This window comes from Rhodobacter sp. SY28-1 (genome assembly GCF_005222785.1).
Classification (GTDB): Bacteria; Pseudomonadota; Alphaproteobacteria; order Rhodobacterales; family Rhodobacteraceae; genus Tabrizicola.
On record NZ_STGH01000001.1, the window covers coordinates 1 to 20,862 of the forward strand.

20 protein-coding genes are annotated in these 20,862 nt (G+C 65.1%); 14 read left to right on the forward strand and 6 right to left on the reverse strand.

Annotated elements, in window-relative coordinates:
• Positions 1 to 123: 123 nt before the first annotated feature.
• Genes E8M84_RS00005 through E8M84_RS00015 form a run of 3 tightly spaced genes read right to left on the reverse strand, consistent with a single transcriptional unit; the run spans position 124 to position 3,666 of the window.
• The gene (locus tag E8M84_RS00005) at positions 124 to 963 is read right to left on the reverse strand and encodes an alpha/beta hydrolase (RefSeq protein ID WP_137109129.1); all 840 of its coding nucleotides are present in this window, start codon (positions 961 to 963) and stop codon (positions 124 to 126) included.
• Between the two features lie 28 nt (positions 964 to 991).
• The gene (locus tag E8M84_RS00010; RefSeq protein ID WP_137109130.1) at positions 992 to 2,455 is read right to left on the reverse strand and encodes an NAD-dependent succinate-semialdehyde dehydrogenase; all 1,464 of its coding nucleotides are present in this window, start codon (positions 2,453 to 2,455) and stop codon (positions 992 to 994) included.
• Positions 2,452 to 3,666, reverse strand: coding sequence for an iron-containing alcohol dehydrogenase (locus E8M84_RS00015; RefSeq protein WP_137109131.1), 1,215 nt, complete (start codon positions 3,664 to 3,666; stop codon positions 2,452 to 2,454). The genes E8M84_RS00010 and E8M84_RS00015 overlap by 4 nt, the downstream gene beginning before the upstream one ends.
• 127 nt (positions 3,667 to 3,793) lie before the next feature.
• On the opposite strand from E8M84_RS00015, the gene E8M84_RS00020 reads away from it, so the two are divergent.
• The 9 genes from E8M84_RS00020 to E8M84_RS00060 all read left to right on the forward strand — a co-directional run bounded on the left by E8M84_RS00020 (position 3,794) and on the right by E8M84_RS00060 (position 13,742).
• Complete coding sequence (locus E8M84_RS00020) at positions 3,794 to 4,480, forward strand: GntR family transcriptional regulator (RefSeq protein ID WP_137109132.1); 687 nt, start codon at positions 3,794 to 3,796, stop codon at positions 4,478 to 4,480.
• Positions 4,481 to 4,559: 79 nt separating this feature from the next.
• A complete protein-coding gene (locus E8M84_RS00025) occupies positions 4,560 to 5,153 on the forward strand; it encodes a DJ-1/PfpI family protein (protein ID WP_137109133.1) in 594 nt (197 codons plus the stop codon).
• 174 nt (positions 5,154 to 5,327) lie between these two features.
• Positions 5,328 to 6,044 carry a FadR/GntR family transcriptional regulator gene (locus E8M84_RS00030; RefSeq protein ID WP_137109134.1) on the forward strand — a complete coding sequence of 239 codons (717 nt, stop codon included), beginning with the start codon at positions 5,328 to 5,330 and terminating at the stop codon, positions 6,042 to 6,044.
• A 76-nt stretch (positions 6,045 to 6,120) separates the two neighbouring features.
• Entirely contained in the window at positions 6,121 to 7,257 is a 1,137-nt protein-coding gene (locus E8M84_RS00035) for a sugar ABC transporter substrate-binding protein (protein WP_137109135.1), read from the forward strand.
• 58 nt (positions 7,258 to 7,315) lie between these two features.
• Positions 7,316 to 8,821, forward strand: coding sequence for a sugar ABC transporter ATP-binding protein (locus E8M84_RS00040; RefSeq protein WP_137109136.1), 1,506 nt, complete (start codon positions 7,316 to 7,318; stop codon positions 8,819 to 8,821).
• A complete protein-coding gene (locus tag E8M84_RS00045; protein ID WP_137109137.1) occupies positions 8,821 to 9,852 on the forward strand; it encodes an ABC transporter permease in 1,032 nt (343 codons plus the stop codon). Before E8M84_RS00040 ends, E8M84_RS00045 begins: the two co-directional genes overlap by 1 nt.
• Positions 9,849 to 10,802, forward strand: a complete 954-nt coding sequence (locus E8M84_RS00050; RefSeq protein WP_137109138.1) for an ABC transporter permease — start codon at positions 9,849 to 9,851, stop codon at positions 10,800 to 10,802. Before E8M84_RS00045 ends, E8M84_RS00050 begins: the two co-directional genes overlap by 4 nt.
• A gap of 13 nt (positions 10,803 to 10,815) precedes the next feature.
• Positions 10,816 to 11,979 (forward strand): fumarylacetoacetate hydrolase family protein, encoded by a 1,164-nt coding sequence (locus E8M84_RS00055; protein ID WP_137109139.1) that lies wholly within the window; start codon positions 10,816 to 10,818, stop codon positions 11,977 to 11,979.
• Positions 11,976 to 13,742 carry an IlvD/Edd family dehydratase gene (locus E8M84_RS00060; protein WP_137109140.1) on the forward strand — a complete coding sequence of 589 codons (1,767 nt, stop codon included), beginning with the start codon at positions 11,976 to 11,978 and terminating at the stop codon, positions 13,740 to 13,742. Before E8M84_RS00055 ends, E8M84_RS00060 begins: the two co-directional genes overlap by 4 nt.
• Before the next feature lie 8 nt (positions 13,743 to 13,750).
• Here E8M84_RS00060 and E8M84_RS00065 read toward each other — a convergent pair whose 3' ends face one another.
• A complete protein-coding gene (locus E8M84_RS00065; RefSeq protein ID WP_137109141.1) occupies positions 13,751 to 14,575 on the reverse strand; it encodes an acyltransferase family protein in 825 nt (274 codons plus the stop codon).
• A gap of 133 nt (positions 14,576 to 14,708) precedes the next feature.
• On the reverse strand, positions 14,709 to 16,013 hold the full coding sequence (locus tag E8M84_RS00070) for a D-amino acid dehydrogenase (protein WP_137109142.1): 1,305 nt from the start codon (positions 16,011 to 16,013) through the stop codon (positions 14,709 to 14,711).
• A 243-nt stretch (positions 16,014 to 16,256) separates the two neighbouring features.
• Here E8M84_RS00070 and E8M84_RS00075 point away from each other — a divergent pair, with 243 nt between their 5' ends.
• The gene (locus tag E8M84_RS00075) at positions 16,257 to 16,865 is read left to right on the forward strand and encodes an outer membrane lipoprotein carrier protein LolA (protein WP_137109143.1); all 609 of its coding nucleotides are present in this window, start codon (positions 16,257 to 16,259) and stop codon (positions 16,863 to 16,865) included.
• A gap of 15 nt (positions 16,866 to 16,880) precedes the next feature.
• On the opposite strand, the gene E8M84_RS00080 is transcribed toward E8M84_RS00075, so the two are convergent.
• Entirely contained in the window at positions 16,881 to 17,462 is a 582-nt protein-coding gene (locus tag E8M84_RS00080) for a lytic transglycosylase (protein WP_137109144.1), read from the reverse strand.
• A gap of 215 nt (positions 17,463 to 17,677) precedes the next feature.
• Between E8M84_RS00080 and hspQ the strand changes: the two genes are divergently transcribed.
• The 4 genes from hspQ (at position 17,678) to E8M84_RS00100 (ending at position 20,857) form a co-directional block, all read left to right on the forward strand.
• Positions 17,678 to 18,004: a heat shock protein HspQ gene (hspQ, locus tag E8M84_RS00085; protein WP_137109145.1), complete on the forward strand. Its 327-nt coding sequence runs from the start codon at positions 17,678 to 17,680 to the stop codon at positions 18,002 to 18,004.
• A gap of 75 nt (positions 18,005 to 18,079) precedes the next feature.
• The gene (locus E8M84_RS00090) at positions 18,080 to 18,421 is read left to right on the forward strand and encodes an STAS domain-containing protein (protein ID WP_137109146.1); all 342 of its coding nucleotides are present in this window, start codon (positions 18,080 to 18,082) and stop codon (positions 18,419 to 18,421) included.
• Entirely contained in the window at positions 18,414 to 18,860 is a 447-nt protein-coding gene (locus E8M84_RS00095) for an ATP-binding protein (RefSeq protein ID WP_240790247.1), read from the forward strand. The genes E8M84_RS00090 and E8M84_RS00095 overlap by 8 nt, the downstream gene beginning before the upstream one ends.
• A gap of 416 nt (positions 18,861 to 19,276) precedes the next feature.
• Positions 19,277 to 20,857 (forward strand): gamma-glutamyltransferase family protein, encoded by a 1,581-nt coding sequence (locus E8M84_RS00100; protein WP_240790248.1) that lies wholly within the window; start codon positions 19,277 to 19,279, stop codon positions 20,855 to 20,857.
• The last annotated feature ends 5 nt before the right edge of the window (positions 20,858 to 20,862 follow it).

Below are 20,862 nucleotides of genomic sequence, written 5' to 3' on the forward strand. Positions count from 1 at the left end.
CCCGTCCCCGACGGCACCACATTCCCCGGCCTGAGGGAAGGCCTCGAAGGCGTCGCATTCGTCGATGCCTGCGTCAGGTCGTCCGAACGGAATGGGGCGTGGGTCGGGCTGAATTTGTAACGTCTATCGGGCGGATTGCACCAGATCGGCCAGCGCCTGGCCAAGGGGCTGGCCGGGATCGGCGAGGTCCAGGACCACGTTCATGTGGTTGAGGCCGGGAAGCAGCATGAGATCGCTGGCGATCCCGGCCGCAGCAAACCGGCGGTGCAGGCGCGCGGCCTGACTGTGGAACGGGGGCGTCTCGTCCGCCCCAAGGGCGACGATGCGCCGTGGGCCGCAGTGCTGATGCGCGGTCAGGGGCGACCAGGCGGCAGCTTCGGCCTGGGTCATCCGGGCTTCGTCCTTCAGGAAGCTGGCGGGAATGTCGGACAGGTCATAGATCCCGCTGAGGAGCAGAAACCCTGCGACCGGCGTCGAGGGGGGGTGCTGGTCACTTGGTCCCGTTGCGGCAAGGTATGAGGCGAGATGCGCGCCTGCGGAATGGCCGCTGACTGTCAGCCGCGCAGGGTCGGCACCAAGATTGCGCGCCTGTGAGGCTACCCAGGCAGCGGCGCGGCGGATCTGATCGACCAGCACCGGCAACCTTGTGCCGGGCATCAGATCGTATTCCACAACCGCGGCGATCCCCCCAGCCGCCAGCACCGGAGCGGCGACGCAGGTGTAGTCCGCCTTGTCGCCGGAGCGCCAATAGCCGCCGTGGACGAACATGTGAATCGGTGCCCCATGCCGCAGGTTTGGCGGCAACAGAATGTCCATCCGTTCGCGCGGACCTGTGCCGTAGGGGCTTCCCAGCCACATCATCGACCGTGCGGCCAGGGCGCGACTGCGGGCGGCGATCTCGGCCGAGATCGCGTCGAAGTCGGGGACGAAGCTGCGGATGCGGTAGGGGTCTCTGGCGGCCATCACGCCTCCCCGGCGCAGGAGCGGTGGGTCAGAAGTCAATTGCAAGGTACTTGGGCTCCATGAATTCAAGGATGCCGGTGACCCCACCTTCGCGGCCAAGCCCGCTTTGCTTGACGCCGCCGAAGGGCGCGGCAGGATCGGACATCAGGCCACGGTTGAGGCCGATCATGCCCGCCTCGATCCCGCGTGACACCCGGAAGGCGCGGGTGAGGTCGGTCGTGTAGACATAGGCGGCAAGGCCGTATTCGGTAGCATTGGCCAGGCGGAGGGCCTGCTCTTCGGTCTGGAACCGGTAGACCGGAGCGACGGGGCCGAAGATTTCCTCCTGCGCGATCGGGGCGTCGGGGGGAACGTGGGTCAAGACGGTGGGCGGGTAGTAGAAGCCGTCCGCTGCGGGAGGGCTTCCGCCGGTGACGATGCGTGCGCCCCGGTCAACCGCGTCGCGGACCAGACGGTCGATCTTCTGGACGGCCTTGCGGGTGATCATCGGGCCGCATTGTGTGGCAGGATCGGTGCCGGGACCGACCTTGAGCGCGGCCATGCGGCTGGCGAGCCCTGCCACGAAGGCGTCGTGGATGCCGTCCTGGACGTAGAAGCGGTTGGCGGCGGTGCAGGCCTCGCCCGCGTTGCGCATCTTGGCGACCATGGCGCCGTCGAGGGCGACGCTCAGGTCGGCGTCGTCGAAGACGAGGAAAGGTGCGTTACCGCCCAGTTCCATTGAGCAGCTGACCACGGTCTTTGCGGCCTCAGCCAGAAGGGTGCGGCCGACGCCGGTGGAGCCGGTGAAGGAGAGCTTGCGGACGCGCGGGTCGGCGAGGATGGCAGCTGTGACCGGGCCGGGTTGGGTCGTGGTCAGCACGTTGATGACACCGGGGGGCACGCCAGCCTCCTCCGCAAGGCGGGCCATGGCGTAGGCGGTCAGCGGGGTTTCCGAGGCGGGTTTCAGAATGACCGTGCAGCCTGCGGCCAGGGCGGGGCCGATCTTGCGGGTCGCCATCGCGGCGGGGAAATTCCATGGGGTGATGAGGAGCGAGATGCCGATGGGTTCGTGATCGACAAGGATGTTGTGCGAGCCGGAAGGCGTGCGGCGGAACTCGCCCGGGATGCGGGTCGCTTCTTCGGCATACCAGCGGAAGAACTCGGCGGCATAGGCCACTTCGCCGCGCGCATCGCTGAGGGCCTTGCCGTTCTCTAGCGAGATGAGCCGGGCGAGGGCTTCAGCCTCTTCGGTCATCCGGATGAACATCCGGCGCAGGATTTCGGAACGCTGGCGGTGTGGCGTTGCGCGCCAGCCTGCAGCGGCGGCTTCGGCTGCGTCGATCGCAGCCTGCGCCTCGGCGAGGCCGGCATCAGCGACTTCGGCCAAGGTCTGGCCGGTCGAGGGGTCGGTGACGGGGATACCACGGCCGGAAAGCCAGCGGCCACCGATCCACAGGCCCTTGGCATGCAGATCAGGATCGGCGTAGTCGATGGGTGCGGCGTCAAGGGTCATGCGGTCGCCTCGTGTGAGATCAGGGCGGGGGTGCCGTCATAGGCCGCGCGCAGAAGGAGGCGCATGTCGGCAGGGGACAGCGGGCGGGGGTTGTTCTGGATCAGGCGGGCGATGCCAAGCGACTGCGCGGCGACCCAATCGAGACGGTCTTCCTTTAGCCCCAAGTCGCGCAGGGTGGGCGGGATGCCGATGCGGAGGAACAGCGCCGAGATGGCTGGGATCACCTGGTCGGCGCGCGACAGGCCCATGGCGCGGGCGATCTCTGTCAGTTCGGGTCCGATGGCCGGGGCGTTCCAGGCCATGACATAGGGCATCAGGCAGGCGACTCCGGTGCCGTGCGGCGTGTGGGTCAGTGCGCCGATGGGGTACTGGATGGCGTGGGCCGCCGCCGTGCCAGCGACGCCGAAGGCCAACCCGGCCAGTGTTGCGCCCAGCATGACCTTGCCGCGGGCATCGGCGTCCGCGCCATTGGTGCAGGCGGCCTCTAGCCCCTCGGCCAGAAGGGCGATCGCGCGCAGGGCGAAGTGGTCGGATGTCAGGTTCTTGCCAACGAAGACCCGCTCTTGCGCGAGGTCAGGGGTGGGCGCGCGGCGAATGGCGGTGAAGGCTTCGATGGCATGCGTCAGGGCGTCGGCACCGGCAATCGCGGTCAGGGCGGGTGGGCAGGTCAGCGTGAGGTCGGGGTCGCAGATCGCCGCGACGGGGATCAAGTGCGGGGAGGAGATGCCGACCTTCAGTGTCCGCTCGGAATCAGAAAGCACCGCGACGGGAGTCGCCTCTGACCCAGTGCCCGCCGTGGTCGGAACGGCAATCAGAGGCAGGATGGGGCCGGGGACGCGAAGCTCGCCATAATAGTCCTGCGGGCGGCCGCCGTGGGTGAGGAGCAGTGCCATGCACTTGGCCATGTCGAGGCAGGACCCGCCGCCGATGCCGATCACCAGGTCAGCCGCAAAGTCGAGTTGCGTGTCGGCTGCGGCGATGGCCGAAGAGACAGGTACGTCGGGAAGGGTGCTGGCGTCGATCCGGACCGTCAGCCCGGCATCGCAAAGGGCGGCGATCATGGCCTGAAACGTCGGATCACCGGCCAGCCGCGCATCGGTCACCACAAGGGCCCGTGTGCCCAGGCGCTTTGCCACCGCCGGAAGGGCATGCCGTTGCCCCGACCCGAACAGGATTTCGCGCGGGGACCGGATGATGGCGAAGTGCTGCATTGGTCCCTTTTCCCCCTGGTCGATGTGCGCGGAGTGCGCCAATATCAGATCGTATACGATAAACGATTTGACATGCGATAGGATATTTGCGACCGATTGCGCAGAGTCAAGCAAAGATGGTGGGCGGATGGCACTCGCGGCGGAAGAGGACAGACGGCAGGTCAGCTTGCGCCCGGTCAGCATGGTGGATGGGGTCTATGACAACATCTACGAACGGCTGATGTCGCTGGCGATCGCCCCGGGCGCACGGATCGCCATCGACGTCCTGGCGCGCGAACTGGACATTTCGCAGACTCCCGTGCGTGAGGCCCTGAGCCGTCTGGAGCGTGAGGGCCTGGTGCGCAAGGCGCATCTGATTGGCTATTCCGCCGCGCCCCAGCTGACGCGCAAGCAGTTCGACGATCTTTACGAATTCCGCCTGCTGCTGGAACCCGAAGCCGCCCGACTTGCAGCCCGGAACATGACGCCCGAGTCCCTGGCCGAGATCGAGGCCGCCGCCGCCGACATGCAGAACGGTGCCCCTCCGGTCGACCGCAACAGCCGTTATTCCCGCTTTGCCCGGGCCGACGCGCATTTCCATGACGCCATCCTGCGGATCGGCGGGAACAACGTCATGCGGCAGGCTTTGTCCGGGCAGCATGTGCACCTGCACATCTTTCGCCTGATGTTCCACGCCCGCGTCACGGCCGAAGCGCTGGACGAGCACGAACGCCTGCTTGTCGCCTTCCGCAACCGCGACCCCGAAGCGGCGGCTCAGGCCATGCGCGACCATATCCAGCGGTCACATGACCGCCTGCTACCGGCCTTCGAATAGGCCAAGATCGGGCTGCGGCCCCAACCATCTGCGTCGCCTATACAGCTGATCGACGCACGTCACCACGGAGGAGAAGACAATGGCCGGCAAGAAGATTCTGATGCTTACGGGCGAGTTCACCGAGGAGTACGAAATTTTCGTCTTCCAGCAAGGGATGGAGGCGGTCGGTCATACCGTCCATGTCGTTTGCCCCGACAAGAAGGCCGGCGACAAGATCCAGACCAGCCTGCACGACTTCGAAGGCCACCAGACCTATATCGAACGCTTCGGCCACTTCGCCGACATCAACAAGACCTTCTCGGAGGCCGAGAAGCAGCTGGACCAGTATGACGCCGTCTATTGTGCGGGCGGGCGCGGGCCCGAGTACATCCGTACCGACAAGCGCATCCAGGCAATGGTCCGGCATTTTCATGAGACGAAGAAGCCGATCTTCACCATCTGTCACGGGGTGCAGATCCTGGTCGCCGTGGATGGCGTGGTGCGCGGCAAGAAGGTCGCCGCCCTGGGTGCCTGCGAACCCGAAGTCATCCTCGCGGGCGGCACCTATATCGACGTGAAGCCGACCGAGGCCTATGTCGACGGCACGATGGTTTCGGCCAAGGGCTGGACCGGTCTGGCGGCCTTCATGCGTGAGTGCCTCAACGTTCTGGGCACGAAGATCGTCCACAGCTGAGCCTTCGGTGAACTGAGATTTGGCGGCCCGGCATCCGGATCGGATGGCCGGGCCGTTTTGCCCTTTAGCGTCATTTGTCCTTCCAAAGTCCGGGCTCGGCCTCCGAAGCGGCTTTTCTATTGACTTTATTTGTCAGACAAGTTGATTCTTGGTCCAACAAATGAGTCGCGACCGATGCCCATCACCCGAAACGTCAGTGACGAGGACGAGACCGAGAGCGAAAGCAGCTCGGCAGTGGATGCGGTTCTGGCCCAGATCCGTGCGATGATCGTCGAGGGCGGACTGAAGGTCGGGGACAAGCTGCCGACCGAGCGCGAGTTGTGTGAACGCTTCAACTCCAGCCGGAATACGGTGCGCGAGGCGATGCGGATGCTGAAAGCCTTCGGCGTGGTCGAAGTGCGCCCGAAGGTCGGTGCCACGATTGTCGACCAGCGCATGAACCGGGCCTTCGACCTGTTCGCGTTCAACGTCACCGAAATCTCGCGCCAGACCTTCGATGACATCCAGGGCTTTCGCGAGCTGATCGAAACGGGGTCGGTTACCCAGATCTTCGCGGCGGTCACGCCCGAAAACCTGATCGAACTGCGCGAGATCAACCGCGAAATGGTGCGTGCGAAAAGCGTGATCGAAGCGTCGGAGCAGGACCTGCGGCTCCACACCCGGCTGGTCACGCTGATCGGCAACAAGTCGATCCTGGACATCTACCGGATCATGACCCCGGTGATCCTGCGCATCATGCAGCGCGGCAAGACGCGCCGGATCATCGAGGGCGAAACCTACCGTGAGCATCAGGCAATTCTGGACGCGCTGGAACGGCGGGATGCTCTCGCCTTCCAGTACCTGATGCGCACGCATCTGAGGGCCGGGCTGTCGACCTTCGAGGAGGAATAAGGCCGGTTCAGAGCACGACAAGACCAGAAGGGCAAAGCCCCGCAGAGGAACGAACAACGACATCTGGGAGGACGTCATGAAACTGAAAATTTCCCTTGCCGCCGTATTGGCGACATCGATGCTGACCTCGACGGCGGTCTGGGCAGGACCCGAGATCGTCGCCGGACCCGGGGCCGAGCCCGAGTGCTTTGCGCCCTGGTCGGCAGACACCAAGTACATGCAGTGGCCCGCGAAAGAGGGCCCCTACAAGATCGCCATCGTGAACGGCTTCGTCGGCAACACCTGGCGCATCCAGATGATCAAGACCGCCAAGGCCTATGCCGAGGACCCGGCAATCAAGGACAAGATCGCCGAGTTCAAGGTTGTGTCGACCGGCACCGATGCCCCTGCCCAGCTGGGGGCCATCGAGGACTTCATCAACCAGGGCTATGACGCCATCGTCACCATCGCGGTCGCGCCCGACGGGTTCGACCGGGTGATCCGGCTGGCCGACAAGAATAATGTCGTGCTGGTGCCCTTCGACAACGTGCTGGACACCGACGCCGTCATGCAGGTGAACGAGGACCAGCTGGCCATGGGCCGGATGTGGGCCGAGTTCGCCATGAAGGAACTGGCGGCGGCCGGCGTGACCGAAGGCAAGATCCTTGAGGTGCGAGGCTTGCCCGGCAACTCGGTCGACCGGGACCGGTCCATCGGGATCAACGAAGTGATCGCGGCCAGTGGCGGCAAGTGGGAAGTGGTATCGGTCGTCGGCAACTGGGATGACGGCACCACGCAGAAGGTGGTGGCCGACGCCATCGCCGTGCATGGCCAGTTCGCGGCGATTGTCGGACAGGGCGGATCGAACGGCGTGATCCAGGCGATGAAGGACGCAGGGCACCCGTGGGTTCCGGTTGCCGGTGAATCCGAGAACGGATTCCGCAAGGCGATTGCCGAATACAAGGATGCGGGGCTGAAGGGAATCTCCATCGGGCAGTCTCCAGGTCTGGTGGCGGTTGCGATGAAGGCCGCCATCTCGGCGCTGGAAGGCAACCCGATGCCGCAGCTGATCTCGGTCCCGCTGCCGGTCGCCGACTACACCACTTTGGAGGACGGGAAGAACTTCTGGTCCGACCTTCCGGACAACTTCTTCACGGTCAACGAGTTTCCGCCCTGTGGCGTGAACATCTCGGGTCCGGCCATCATGGCCAAGGACGAATCGGACGTGAACTGAAGTTGCCGGCGGCCCCCGTGCTCCCTGCGGGGGCCGCCACCTATCTTGAAGGCACAGCATGACGACCCCGATCATCGACCTGCGCGGCATCTCGAAATCCTATGCCGGGATTCGCGCGCTGGAGGGCGTGGATTTCGCGGCCCAGCGCGGGTCGGTCCATGCCATTCTGGGAGAGAACGGCGCAGGCAAGTCGACGCTGATCAAGATCATCTCGGGCGTCGTGCAGCCCGATGCCGGCGAAATGCGACTTAAGGGCCAGCCGGTGCGGTTCTCGACCCCCTCGGCCGCGACGGCGCAAGGCGTGGTCTGCATGTTTCAGGAGCTGTCGCTGATCCCGGACCTTTCGGTCGCCGACAACATCTCGATCGCGGCGCCGCCCCGGCGGTTCGGGCTGATCGACCGCAAGGCACAGCTGTCGCGCGCCGCCGAGTTGCTGGCGCGCGTGCGGTGCGAGGATGTGGACCCTCGAACGCTGGTCCGTGACCTGTCGCTGTCGCGCCGCCAGATGGTGGAGATCGCCAAGGCGCTGGGGCGGGGTCCGCAGGTGCTGATCCTGGACGAGGCGACCTCCGCCCTGACGGCGCAGGATGTGCAGACGGTTTATGACCTGTTGGGCAAGCTGACGGGGGAAGGGGTCACGACCCTGTTCATCAGCCACCGGATGCACGAGGTCGAGGCCCTGTGCGACCGGCTGTCGGTGTTCCGCAATGGTCGCCACATCGAGACCTTTGCCAAAGGCGAGCGGACGGATGCCGAGATCGTGCGGCTGATGATCGGGCGGGACGTGACGGCGAAGTATCCGCCGAAGCCTGCGCCAGTGGTGCGTCCGCCGGTGCTGAAGGCCGAGGGGCTGGAGTGGGAAAGTGCCTTGAAGGGCGTGTCGCTGAGCCTTGGCAAGGGCGAGATCCTGGGGGTCGGGGGGCTGGACGGTCAGGGGCAGAAAGAGCTGCTGCTGGCGCTGTTCGGGGTGCTGAAGGGCGTGCGCGGCAAGGTGGAGTTGGGGGGGCGGGGTCTGCCATCCTCACCGGTCGACGCGAAGACCGGGCAGCCCCGGGTGGCGTTGATCCCCGAGGATCGGAAAACCGAAGGCTTGATGCTGCCCATGTCGATTGCCGACAACCTGGTGACGGCGGCCTTTGACCGGATCACACGGTCGGGGGTGATTAATCCTGCCCGGCTGGATGCGGCGGTTCAGGACGGGATCGCGCGGTTGCAGATCAAGGTGGGCAGCGTGACGGACGCGGTGCGAACGTTGTCCGGCGGGAACCAGCAGAAGGTGGTCATCGCCAAGTGGCTGATGACCGAGCCGGACATCATCCTGATGAACGACCCCACGCGGGGGATCGACGTGGGCACAAAGCAGGAAATCTTCCGCATGATGCGGGACCTGGCGGATGGGGGGAAATCGATCCTGTTCTACTCTTCGGACTATGCCGAGCTGATCGGCTGCGCGGACCGGGTCATCGTTCTGTATGACGGCCGGGTGGTGCGGGAACTGGAGGGCTCGACGATCACCGAAGAGGCCATTGTGGGCGCGTCGCTGAACATCGGGACGGCGGCGTGATGGGTCGGCTGATTGCCCAGAACCGGGGGTTTGCCGGGGCGCTGCTGCTGTTCGCGGCGCTGTTTTTGACCTACAATCTGTTGCATCCGCGCGGGTTTTCTTCTGCGGTCTTCGTGCAGAATGCCAACGAATCCGTGGCAATCGCCTTTGTCGCCATGGCACAGACCGTGCCCGTGCTGATGCGGGGCCTGGACCTGTCGGTCGGCGCGGTGATGACGCTGTCGGCCTGTGTGGCGTCCTACCTGCTAACAGGGTCGGCGTTGGAGATTTCCTTCGGCATCGTCGCAGTGCTGGCCACGGGCACCGCCTTTGGCCTGATGAACGGGCTGATCGTTGTCTATGGCAGGTTGCAGCCGATCATTGCGACACTGGCGACCGGGGCGATTGCGATTGGCCTGGCGCTGCTGCTGCGCCCGCAGCCGGGCGGCGATGTGGACGGCGATCTGGGCTGGGCGCTGACCAACACCGTCTGGGATTTCGCCGATACCTACGGGATCGCGGACGGGGGTGAGGCCTGGTGGATCCGGCCCTTCGCCGACATCCCGGTGCCGCTGATCCTGCTGGTCGGCGTGGCGGCTCTGGTTTGGTTGCCGTTCAAGCGCACGGTCACCGGGCGCACGATCTATGCCATCGGGTCGGCGGAAGGGGCGGCTTATGTCTCAGGCCTGCCGATCAACCGGGCGAAACTGGCGGCTTTCACGCTGGCCGGGTTCTTTTCGGCCTGTGCGGGGCTGTACCTCGCCTTGCAGACCTCGACCGGGAACGCCGACACGGTGCAGGCGGGGGCCTATACGTTGAACTCCATCGCCGCTGTGGTGCTGGGCGGCACGGCGCTGGCGGGGGGGATCGGCGGGGCGATTGCGTCGGTGATCGGGGCGCTGATCCTGCGGCTGATCTCGTTCTATTTCCGCATTCTGGACATCGAGCCATTGTTGCAGCCGCTGATCGAGGGGCTGGTGCTGTTGCTGGCGGTCAGTGCGGGGGCGTGGCGGACATTCTCGGTCAAGAACCGGCTGGAGCTGTTCCGATGACCGCCCCAAGGATCAAGAGCGAAGACAAACCGCTGGTCATCGCTGCCGGGTTCACGCTGGTGATCCTGTTGATCGGCACCGGGTATACCCTGTCGACCCAAGGCACAGCACCGCTGCTGCAGCCGACCTACCTGTTGCAGCAATTGCAGATCGGGTCCTTCCTGGGCATCTGCGCGGCGGGGCTGATGCTGGTGATCTTGACCGGACATATCGACCTGTCGATCCCGGCGACGCTGACCGGGGCGGCGATGATCGGGACGGCGATCGGCGGGCCTTGGGCGATCCCGGCGGCGCTGGCCTTCGGGCTGATAGTGGGGCTGATCAACGGGGCGGGGACGGCGGTGCTGCGGGTACCGTCGATGATCTTCACGTTGGGGATGGACACGGTGCTGCGCGGCGTGACTGTCGCCCAGACCGGAGGGTTCGCGCCGCAGGATCAGGCGACGCCGCTGATGCTGGCGCTGGCGAAGGACCGGTTTCTTGGCATTCCGGTGGCCCTGTATGTCTGGGCGGCCGTGTCGGTCCTGATCGCCTTCCTGCTGGCCCGCACCGCCTTTGGCCGATCGCTCTATGCCATCGGCACGCGGGAACGCGTGGCTTACCTGTCGGGCATCCGGACCCGGCCGGTGATCGTTGGGGCCTTCGTCGCCTCGTCCCTGTGCGCTGCACTGGCGGGGGTGATGCTGGCGGGCTATTCGGCGAAAGCCTATCAGGGGATGGGCAACGCCTATCTGCTACCTGCCATTGCCGCAGTGGTCCTGGGCGGGACCAATGTGCTGGGTGGATCGGGGCGCTATGTCGGCACGCTGATCGGCGTGATCCTGATCGTGCTGCTGAACTCGGTCCTGTCGATCATGCAGATGCCCGAGGCGCTGCGACAGATCATCTATGGCGTCGTGATCGTGGTCATGCTTCTGATCTATGGGCGCGGCGACCGCGAAACTGGCTGAACAAGGACCAATAATGCCCCTACACCTTTCTGCTGCCGATATCCTGCCCGACGACCCCGATGCGCTGCTGGTCGGACGAGTCTGGTCAAACGTGGTTGGCGGCCCCTGCCCAGTGATGTGCCGCGAGGGCGAGATCTACGACCTGACCTCCCTTTCGCCGACAATGTCAGGCCTGCTGGAGCTTGACGATCTGGCCGGGCGGCTGGTGGGCGAGCATCCCTATCTTGGCCCACTGGATGCGTTCCTGAACCTGGGCGACGGGACGGGGCGGCATGGCAGGCTGCTGGCACCCTGCGATCTGCAGACGATCAAGGCTGCGGGGGTGACCTTTGCTGGGTCGATGATCGAACGGGTCATCGAGGAACGCGCCAAGGGCGATCCAGCGCGGGCGGAGGCGATCCGGAATGAACTGGCTGGCATCTTGGGCGGCTCGCTTCGTGGGGTGAAACCTGGCTCAGACACGGCGGCGGCGGTTAAGGCCAAGCTGCAGGCGGCAGGCATGTGGTCGCAGTATCTGGAGGTCGGGATCGGCCCGGACGCCGAGGTCTTTACCAAGGCGCCGCCGATGGCCGCCGTGGGCTGTGGCGCGGAAATCGGCGTTCACGCGAAGTCGGCCTGGAACAACCCAGAGCCCGAGGTGGTGCTGGCGGTGAACTCTACGGGCCGTATCTGCGGGGCGACGCTTGGGAATGACGTCAACCTGCGGGATGTCGAGGGACGTTCGGCCCTGCTGCTCGGCAAGGCCAAGGACAACAATGCCTCGGCCGCCATCGGGCCGTTCATCCGGCTGCTTGATGGCGGTTTCGACCTGGAAACGGTCAAGGCGCTGCGGGTGGGGCTGGAGATCAGGGGAGAGGACGGGTTTCTGTTGCAGGATCATTCCGACATGGGCCAGATCTCGCGCCCGCCCGAGGATATCGCAGCGCAGACGCTGAACCGCAGTCACCAATACCCTGACGGGTTCGTGCTGTACCTGGGCACGATGTTCGCACCGACGAAGGACCGGGACGCTCCGGGTCAGGGCTTTACCCACCATCGCGGCGACCGGGTGACCATCGCCTCTGCCCCGCTGGGCAAGCTGGTCAACACCGTCCGCGCCTGCGACGAGATCGATCCCTGGACCTTCGGGACGCGCGCCCTGATGGAGAACCTTGCCAAGCGCGGGGTTCTTGCATGACGCGGCGCCTGCGCAGCCAGGACTGGTTCGACAACCCCGACCACATCGACCTGGCCGCGCTGTATCTTGAGCGGTTCATGAACTACGGCCTGACACCCGAAGAGCTGCAGGCCGGGCGCCCGATCATCGGCATCGCTCAGTCGGGCAGCGACCTGTCGCCCTGCAACCGGCACCACCTAGAGCTGGCTGTGCGAGTCAAGGAGGGCATCCGCGATGCGGGTGGCATCCCGATCGAATTCCCGATGCATCCGATCTTCGAAAACTGCCGCCGCCCCACCGCCGCGCTGGATCGCAACCTGGCCTATCTGGGGCTGGTGGAGATCCTGTTCGGCTATCCGCTGGATGGCGTGGTCCTGACGACAGGTTGTGACAAGACCACCCCCGCCGCGCTGATGGCGGCTTCGACGGTGGACATTCCGGCCATCGTCCTGTCGGGCGGGCCGATGCTGGACAGCCATTCGCGCGGGGAACTCACCGGATCGGGCACCGTGGTCTGGCGCTGTCGGCAGCAATATGCGGCGGGGGAAATCACGCGGGAGGAGTTCCTCCAGGCGGCGTTGGACAGCGCTCCTTCCGTCGGTCACTGCAACACGATGGGCACGGCGTCCACGATGAACGCGATGGCCGAGGCGCTGGGCATGTCGCTGACCGGCTGCGCGGCGATCCCGGCGGCCTATCGGGAACGCGGGCAGATGGCCTATCGCACCGGGCGGCGGGCGGTGGAACTGGTGCATGAGGACCTGCGGCCCAGCATGATTCTCACGCGGGCCGCCTTCCTGAATGCGATCCGGGTCAACTCTGCCCTTGGCGGGTCGACCAACGCCCAGCCGCACCTTTCTGCGATGGCCAATCACGCTGGCGTCAAGCTCGACCCGCAGGACTGGCAGGTGCATGGCCACGACATTCCGCTGCTGGCCGACGTCCAACCCGCCGGGCGATTCCTGGGCGAGCGCTTCCACCGCGCGGGCGGGGTGCCTGCCATCATGCACGAGCTTCTGTCCGCGGGGCAGCTCGACGGGACATGCATGACGGTGACCGGCACAACCGTTGGCGAGAACCTGAGGGACCGCGTGGCTTCGGATCGCGAGGTCATTCGGCCCTTTGAAGAGCCGTTGAAGGAACGCGCCGGGTTCCAGGTGCTGACCGGCAATCTGTTCGACTTCGCGATCATGAAGACCAGCGTCATTTCGGACGAGTTCCGCAGCCGCTATCTTTCCACTCCGGGGCGGGAAGGACAGTTCGAAGGCCGCGTAGTCGTGTTTGACGGGGCCGAGGATTACCACGCGCGGATCAACGATCCCTCGCTGAACATCGACGACCACTCGATCCTGGTCATCCGCGGGGCAGGTCCGTTGGGCTGGCCCGGCTCGGCAGAAGTGGTGAACATGCAGCCACCCGATGCGTTGATCCGGGCCGGGATAACCAGCCTGCCGACCATCGGCGACGGGCGACAGTCAGGCACCTCGGCCAGCCCTTCGATCGTCCATGCCTCGCCCGAAAGCGCGGCTGGAGGTGGGCTGAGCTGGCTGCGAACCGGCGACATCATCCGGATCGACCTTGCAGCCGGGCGCTGCGACGCGCTGGTCAGCGACGCCGAAATCGTTGCGCGGAAGGCAGGGGGCGTACCTGCGGTGCCCGAAAGCCAGACGCCGTGGCAGCGGATCTACCGCAGGGAAGTCAGGCCCCTGTCGGAAGGCGCCGGGCTCGCCTCGGCCGAGGGTATTCGCGGCATCGGCAGCGGGGTGCCGCGCCACAATCACTAGGTCAGAGCCTAGAACTCCAGTCGACCCTTGCGCGAGGCCTGCACAACCGTCTCGATGATCTGCGCCAGCATCACGCTGCCCACCAGCGAGAAGAGACCAAGCTCGATGTAGGTGATCCGCAGAGACTGGCCGATGACGATCATCAGGGGATGCGAGAGATAGATCCACAGCGACAGCCGCGCACACCAATCCGAGGCCGCGGTCGTGGGCAGGTGGTTCGACAGGAACAAGAGCGCTAGACCAGTGCCTGCAAGGATTGTGATGTTGTCCGGCGACGGTTGCCCGACGAACAGGATCAGCGTGCTGAGGAACAACGTGGTGACTGCCAGCCGCCAGCCCCAGGAGAAATAAGCGATGCCGACAAAGACGGGGATCGCGCCAAAAGCCCATTGGCCGAAGGGGACAGTGGCGGGGCTGCCGTGCAGCACCATCAGCGTGGCGGTCAGGACCGCCGCCCCAAGCGAGGCCAATGGATGCCGGAGCCAGGGGGACACCACCGCGGCGAGGAAGGCGAAGGGCAGGAACCATAGGTGGATCCAAGTGCCCGACAGGATCATGTGCCAGCGCCACCAGTCGAACGGGGGGGCCTGGTTCTTCAGCGACAAGGCGGTGCTCAGCATGGCGAAGACCAACGACCAGGTCACGAAGGGCAGCAACAGCCGCTTTGCGCGTGTCGCCAGACTGGAACTGGACGGCATCGACAAAAGGACCAGGAAGAACGGCAGCGCGATATATGCAATGCGGGAGCCCGGCGCCTGGGTGTGAAACCAGACAATACCGAGCGCGGCCAGAAACCGGCCATAGTCGATCAGTCCGTTGCGTTCCCCACTCACGACCGTCTTCCCCGACCCGTCGGCCCTTTCGACAGTGTGCGGGCAAATGTCCCGGCAATCCAGTTGCTTGATCGATGATTTCGCCCAATCCACGCGATAATGTTGCCCGACGGCGTCAAAACCGCGTCTGCGATCAGGCGGGCAGAAGAGCCTTGTCGGCCTTGGGTTGAGCCGGGCGACGGCCGCGCAAGTAGCGGGCGTATCCGAGGTCGGCGGTGGCAATCTCGGTCTGGCGACCCGAGACGATGTCGGCCAGCACGCGACCAGAGCCTGCCGCCATCGTCCAGCCCAGGGTGCCGTGGCCGGTGTTCAGGAACAGGTTTGCGATCGGAGAACGGCCCAGGATCGGGGTTCCGTCGGGCGTCATCGGGCGCAGGCCGGTCCAGAAGCTGGCGCGGCTCTGGTCGCCGGCGCCACCGAACAGGTCCTCGACCGAATGGGTCAGGGTTGCCTGCCGCTTGGCCTTGAGGCTGTGGTCAAAGCCCGCGATCTCGGCCATGCCGCCGACGCGGATGCGATCGCCCAGTCGGGTGATGGCGATCTTGTAGGTCTCGTCCATCACCGTCGACACCGGGGCGCGGGCCTCCTCCACGATCGGAACGGTGATCGAGTAGCCCTTGACCGGATAGACCGGGAGCTTGATCCCGAATTCGCGGACCAGCATCGGGGAATAGGACCCCAGCGCCAGCACGAAAGCGTCCGCCGTCACGCGGCCTTCCGAGGTGTGGACCGCGCTGATACGGCCGCCCTCCGCCTCCAACCGGTCGATGCTGACGCCATAGCGGAAGGTGACACCCTGCGCTTCGGCCAGCCGCGACAGGTTCTGGGTGAACTTGAAGCAATCGCCGGTTTCGTCGCCCGGAAGGCGCAGACCGCCAGCGATCTTGCCGCGCGAGGCAGCCAGCCCGGGTTCGGCGGCGACACAGGCATCGGCGTCCAGCACCTCGAATGGCACGCCATCGGCATTGAGAACCGCGATGTCCTTTTCCGCCGCGGCGACCTGCTTTTCGGTGCGGAACAGCTGGAGCGTGCCCTGGCTCCGCTCGTCATAGGTGATCCCGGTGTCGGCCCGCAGCTGGATCAGGCAGTCGCGGCTGTATTCGGCCAGCCGGACCATGCGCGACTTGTTCACGACATAGGCGTCAGCGGTACAGTTCATCAGCATCCGCGCCATCCAGCTGATCTTGGCCCAGTCGGGCTTGGGCTGCACGATCAGGGGGGCATGTTCCATGAACAGCCACTTCAGCGCCTTCATCGGGATGCCCGGGGCCGCCCAGGGCGAGGCATAGCCGGGGCTGATCTCGCCCGCGTTGGCGAAAGATGTCTCCAGCGCCGGGGCGGGCTGGCGGTCGATCACGGTGACCTCGTGACCGGCTTGCGCCAGATACCAGGCCGAAGTGACACCGATCACGCCTGCGCCAAGAACCACGACCTTCATGCCCGTCTCCATTGCGAAAATCCTGAGAGGAAGATATCGCGGGCAAGGCGGGATTTCTTGGTGATATCGGCCACGTCTTAAGCCTACAGCGCAATAATACTCTGCATTGTGTTGCAAGAGTCGAAGATTGTTCTCGGGCATTCGAATCCGGCGCAGGGATCGCCCGTCACCACGGATCACGGCCAAGGCAATTCCCGGCGAGCCCCCGCCGATGGGGGTGCAACGGGCGCACGCTTTGACTATATGAGGCGCATGAACCGTCGCCTTGCCCTTCTGGCCCCGCTCGCCTTTCTGGTCCCGCTTCCGGCCCTGGCCGAGAAGATTCCGCTGTCTGCCATCTCGGACTATCTGAACGGGCTGACGACGGTGGAATCTGACTTCACCCAGGTGAACTCCGACGGCTCGATCTCGACCGGCAAGATCTTCATCAAGCGCCCCGGTCGCGTGCGGTTCGAATATGCGCCGCCTGACCGCAGCCTGGTCATCGCGGGGGGGCAGCAGGTCGCGATCTTCGACGCGAAATCGAACCAGCCGCCCGAGCAATACCCGCTGAAGCGGACGCCCTTGAACTTGATCTTGGCCCAGAACATCGACCTGGGGCGGGCGAAGATGGTTGTCGGCCATACCGAGGACGGGACATCGACCCGCGTGCGGGCGCAGGACCCCGAGAACCCCGAATACGGCTCCATCGAGCTGGTCTTCACCGCCAACCCGGTCGAGCTGCGGCAGTGGGTCATCACTGACGATCTGGGCGCCCAGACAACGGTGATCCTGGGCGAGATGAAGAAGGGCGGCAACCTTGGCGCGCGCCTGTTCGACATCACCGCCGAGACTGCGGCGCGGAGCAACTGACCCCGCGTCCCCGGATCAGCGGCAGTAGGCCAGCTGCTCGCGGTACATCTCGGCCCGCGATCCGACCTTCTGGGCCACTTCGACCAGCCAGGGCTTGTTCAGGTAGGACTGGTTGACATAGCCAGTGCGGCCTTCGTGATAGGCCAGATACTGCGCGCCCGCGTCCTCTTTGGAGATGCCGAGCCTCCGCGAGGATTCATCCATGTACCAGCCCATGAAATCGGTCGCGTCGCCGATGTCGTCGCGCTGGGCCCGACGACTGCCCGCGCTGTTCTGGTACTCTTCCCAGGTGGCGTTCAGCGCCTGGCTGTAGCCGTAGGCCGTGCTTTGCCGCCCCATCGGGATCACGCCCAAGGCAAAGGTGTGCGGGGTCCGCGCGTTGCCGATGAACTTCGATTCCTGGTAGATCGTCGCCATCTGGACATGCACCGGGATGCCCCAACGCCGCTCGGTCTGCTCCATCGCCCGCAGATACTGCGGCCGCTCGCGCAGGATCGCGCATGCGTCGTCCAACTGCCTCGGCGCCGAGTAGTTGCCCCCGCCCCCGCAGGACGCCAGACATAGAACCACCAGCGACGCACGGAGAAACCTGCTCATCTGCCCCTCGTGCACTTTTCTTTTGCGACAAGTTTAGACTATTCGCTGCCGGGATGAAATGGGGAAGGCCCGACTTGCCGATCAGAAACCCGCGAGAAGTCGCGAGCTTGCAGGACTGTAGGGCCTTGGCCCACAGACTGTTTCCCTGCAGGCAGCGCGGTAAAGTGGACAGCCTGAATGCAAGGGCGTAAAGAAAATCTGGGGGACTGACGTCGATGCAGACCACGCACGCCAAGTACCATATTGGGCAGGTGCTTCGTCACAGGAAGCATCCGTTTCGTGGTGTCGTCTTCGATGTCGACGCGATGTTCTCGAACACCGAGGAATGGTACGACAACATCCCGGAAGACAGTCGCCCCTCGAAGGATCAGCCGTTCTACCACCTGCTCGCCGAAAATGGCCAAAGCTACTATGTGGCCTATGTGTCCGAGCAGAACCTGGTCCCGGATGAAACGGGTGAGCCCGTCGATCACCCCGATCTGGGCGACCTGTTCGGCGATTTCGAGGATGGGCGCTACCCGGTGACGTTCCAGCTGAACTGACGGACCCTCGGCCACTTACCAGTTGTTCATGCTTTGCCCCGTATCTTGCTGAAAAGGCAAGCAAGGGAAAAGGCCATGCAACTGAAGACTCAGACAAGACCCAAGGTGATTTCGGTTCTGGTGATGGAAGACCGGATCGATGCTGCAACGGCCATCCAGTTCAAGGAACGGATGCGTGACGTCACAAAGGATGCTCCGGCCCGGGTTGTGCTGGACCTCGCGCGGGTGCAGTTTCTGGACTCCTCGGGTCTCGGGGCCATCGTTGCGGTGAAGAAACTGCTGGGGCCGGACCGTGCTTTGGAACTGTCCAGCCTGACACCTACCGTGGAAAAAGTGTTCCGCCTGACCCGCATGGACACTGTCTTCACCATCCACCCCTCGCTAGAGGTTGCCGTTGCCTCCGCAGCCAGTGTCTGACCACGATCCTCGGCGATCCAGCCTGACGCTGGTGTTCCAGGCCGATCCGGTCTCCATCCGGCAGGCGCTGCAGGGGATGCTGACCTGTCCGCCGCTGTCGTGCCTTCGGGGCGAAGATCGCGGCATGGCCGAACTTGTACTGGCGGAAGTGCTGAACAACGTGGCCGAACACGCCTATGCCGAAGCCGGGGGGAAGGTGGAGATCCGTCTCGATGGTGACCCTCGGGGTTTGCGGTGCCTTGTCGTGGATGAAGGTCGCGAAATGCCGGGCGGCCAACTGCCCGAGGGCCGGTTGCCCTGCGGTCCCTACGTTGCGCTCGACGACCTGCCGGAGGGTGGGTTCGGCTGGCACTTGATCCGGTCGCTCTGCGCCGATCTGGCCTATGCGCGGGTGGATGGCCAGAACCGGCTGGCCTTTGTTCTTGCCACCGGTAGCTAGGGCGAAGATGCGATCGTTGCCGATGCGGTGGGCGTGCCGCTGACCCTGCAGGGTCGCAAGACCCTGCGCCGGCCGGTGTCAAGCGGGGTGCGCTGACAGTAACATCGCACCCCGGGATTGATCGGTCCAATGCAAGGCAATCGTCGTCCTCTTGCCACGAAGGTGTACACTCGCGGCCCGGGATCACGGACAGGCTGTCACCGTGGCAGAAGCCGCACCCTGGCGCCCAACCCGATGTCCGACTCTCACCGGGCGCCAGGGGTTCTTCCCCCTTGGCTTCCCCCCTTCCCCGGCCTAGCTTCGGGTCTGGCCGCATGTCGGTCGAAGCCCGGCAGGACGGTTGCCGGGAAAAGGGGGAGGAGAAGTACAGCGATATGGCAAGTTCAGGTGTCGGAAGCCTTCGGAAATCGCCTGTGGTGGGCGCACGCGATCTGCATCTTCCAGGGCGCTCGGCGGTCTATGCCGCAAACGGCATCTGCGCGACGTCGCATCCTATCGCGGCACAGGTCGCCATCGAGACGCTGAAATCCGGCGGCAACGCGGTGGACGCGGCCATTGCCGGGGCCCTCGTCCTTGGTATCGCCGAGCCGCAGATGACCGGAATAGGCGGCGACTGCTTTGTCCTCCTCAAGCCCCCCGGGTCGGAAGAGATCATCGCGCTGAACGGCTCTGGGCGCGCGCCGGCGGGGCTTCGGGCAGCCGACCTGCGGGCAAGGGGCCTTGACGCTGTTCCGATCCAGGGGATCGAAGCCGTCACCCTGCCGGGCGCCATCGACGCCTTCTGCCGCCTCAATGCCGACTATGGCCTGAAATCCCTTGCCGAGGTTCTGGCCCCGGCGATCCACTATGCCGAGGAGGGCATTCCCGTCGCCCCCCGCGTGGCCTTTGACTGGGCCGATGACCTGCCCTGCCTGAAAGGGGCGGCGCGTGACTTCTACACCATCGGCGGCAAGGCCCCGACTGTGGGTCAGCTGTTCCGCGCCCCGGGGCAGGCCGAGGTTCTGCGCCGCATCGCGCGCGACGGCCGAGCCGGGTTTTACGAAGGCGAAGTGGCCGAGGACATGATTTCTTCGCTGCAGTCCCTTGGCGGGACCCATACGCTTGATGACCTTGCGGCGACGGCCTGCGATTATACCACTCCGGTTTCCGGTCCCTACCAGGGGATCGAACTGGTCGAGCATCCGCCGAACGGCCAGGGCGCGACGGCGATCCTTCTCCTCAACATCCTCAAGCACTTCGACCTTGGTTCGATGGACCCGTTCGGCACGACCCGGGCCCATATCGAGGCGGAGGCGACGAAACTGGCTTACGATGCCCGCAACCGGTTCATCGCCGACCCCGACCACACGACGCGCCTGGCCCACATGCTGGCGCCCGAAACCGCCGCGAAGCTTGCCGCGCTGATCGACCCGAAAAAGGCGATGCCCGGGGCCGCCCCCCTGACCGAGGCTGTGCACCGCGATACGATCTACATCACCGTCGTCGACCGCGACCGGATGGCGGTGTCGCTGATCTATTCGATCTTCTGGGGCTTTGGGTCGGGTCTCGCCTCGACGAAGTTCGGGATCAACTTCCAGAACCGCGGGGCCGGTTTCACCCTGACCGAAGGCCACCCGAACGAAGCCGGTGGCGGCAAGCGCCCGATGCACACGATCATCCCGGGCATGCTGCGTCAGACCGGGCGCGTAGTGATGCCGTTTGGCGTCATGGGCGGCGCCTACCAGCCCTGCGGCCACGCACGGTTCGTCACCAATCTGGTCGATTACGGCATGGACCTGCAAGCGGCGATCGACGCCCCGCGCTGCTTCTCGGGCGCGGAGGGGATGGAGGTCGAGCGCGGCTATTCCGACACCGTCCGCGCGGAACTGGCCGCGATGGGCCACAAGGTCGTGGTCCCCGACACGCCCCTTGGCGGCGCACAGGCGATCCGCCTTGACGGGGATGTGCTGATCGGCGCATCGGATCCCAGGAAGGACGGCTGTGCCCTTGGCTACTGACCCCA

What these genes read in the sequence shown, in the direction of transcription:
- E8M84_RS00005 (WP_137109129.1), bottom strand. Translation starts at nt 963, where the DNA reads ATGGCCGCCAGAGACCCCTACCGCATCCGCAGCTTCGTCCCCGACTTC.
- E8M84_RS00010 (WP_137109130.1), bottom strand. Translation starts at nt 2,455, where the DNA reads ATGACCCTTGACGCCGCACCCATCGACTACGCCGATCCTGATCTGCAT.
- E8M84_RS00015 (WP_137109131.1), bottom strand. Translation starts at nt 3,666, where the DNA reads ATGCAGCACTTCGCCATCATCCGGTCCCCGCGCGAAATCCTGTTCGGG.
- E8M84_RS00020 (WP_137109132.1), top strand. Translation starts at nt 3,794, where the DNA reads ATGGCACTCGCGGCGGAAGAGGACAGACGGCAGGTCAGCTTGCGCCCG.
- E8M84_RS00025 (WP_137109133.1), top strand. Translation starts at nt 4,560, where the DNA reads ATGGCCGGCAAGAAGATTCTGATGCTTACGGGCGAGTTCACCGAGGAG.
- E8M84_RS00030 (WP_137109134.1), top strand. Translation starts at nt 5,328, where the DNA reads ATGCCCATCACCCGAAACGTCAGTGACGAGGACGAGACCGAGAGCGAA.
- E8M84_RS00035 (WP_137109135.1), top strand. Translation starts at nt 6,121, where the DNA reads ATGAAACTGAAAATTTCCCTTGCCGCCGTATTGGCGACATCGATGCTG.
- E8M84_RS00040 (WP_137109136.1), top strand. Translation starts at nt 7,316, where the DNA reads ATGACGACCCCGATCATCGACCTGCGCGGCATCTCGAAATCCTATGCC.
- E8M84_RS00045 (WP_137109137.1), top strand. Translation starts at nt 8,821, where the DNA reads ATGGGTCGGCTGATTGCCCAGAACCGGGGGTTTGCCGGGGCGCTGCTG.
- E8M84_RS00050 (WP_137109138.1), top strand. Translation starts at nt 9,849, where the DNA reads ATGACCGCCCCAAGGATCAAGAGCGAAGACAAACCGCTGGTCATCGCT.
- E8M84_RS00055 (WP_137109139.1), top strand. Translation starts at nt 10,816, where the DNA reads ATGCCCCTACACCTTTCTGCTGCCGATATCCTGCCCGACGACCCCGAT.
- E8M84_RS00060 (WP_137109140.1), top strand. Translation starts at nt 11,976, where the DNA reads ATGACGCGGCGCCTGCGCAGCCAGGACTGGTTCGACAACCCCGACCAC.
- E8M84_RS00070 (WP_137109142.1), bottom strand. Translation starts at nt 16,013, where the DNA reads ATGAAGGTCGTGGTTCTTGGCGCAGGCGTGATCGGTGTCACTTCGGCC.
- E8M84_RS00075 (WP_137109143.1), top strand. Translation starts at nt 16,257, where the DNA reads ATGAGGCGCATGAACCGTCGCCTTGCCCTTCTGGCCCCGCTCGCCTTT.
- E8M84_RS00080 (WP_137109144.1), bottom strand. Translation starts at nt 17,462, where the DNA reads ATGAGCAGGTTTCTCCGTGCGTCGCTGGTGGTTCTATGTCTGGCGTCC.
- hspQ (WP_137109145.1), top strand. Translation starts at nt 17,678, where the DNA reads ATGCAGACCACGCACGCCAAGTACCATATTGGGCAGGTGCTTCGTCAC.
- E8M84_RS00090 (WP_137109146.1), top strand. Translation starts at nt 18,080, where the DNA reads ATGCAACTGAAGACTCAGACAAGACCCAAGGTGATTTCGGTTCTGGTG.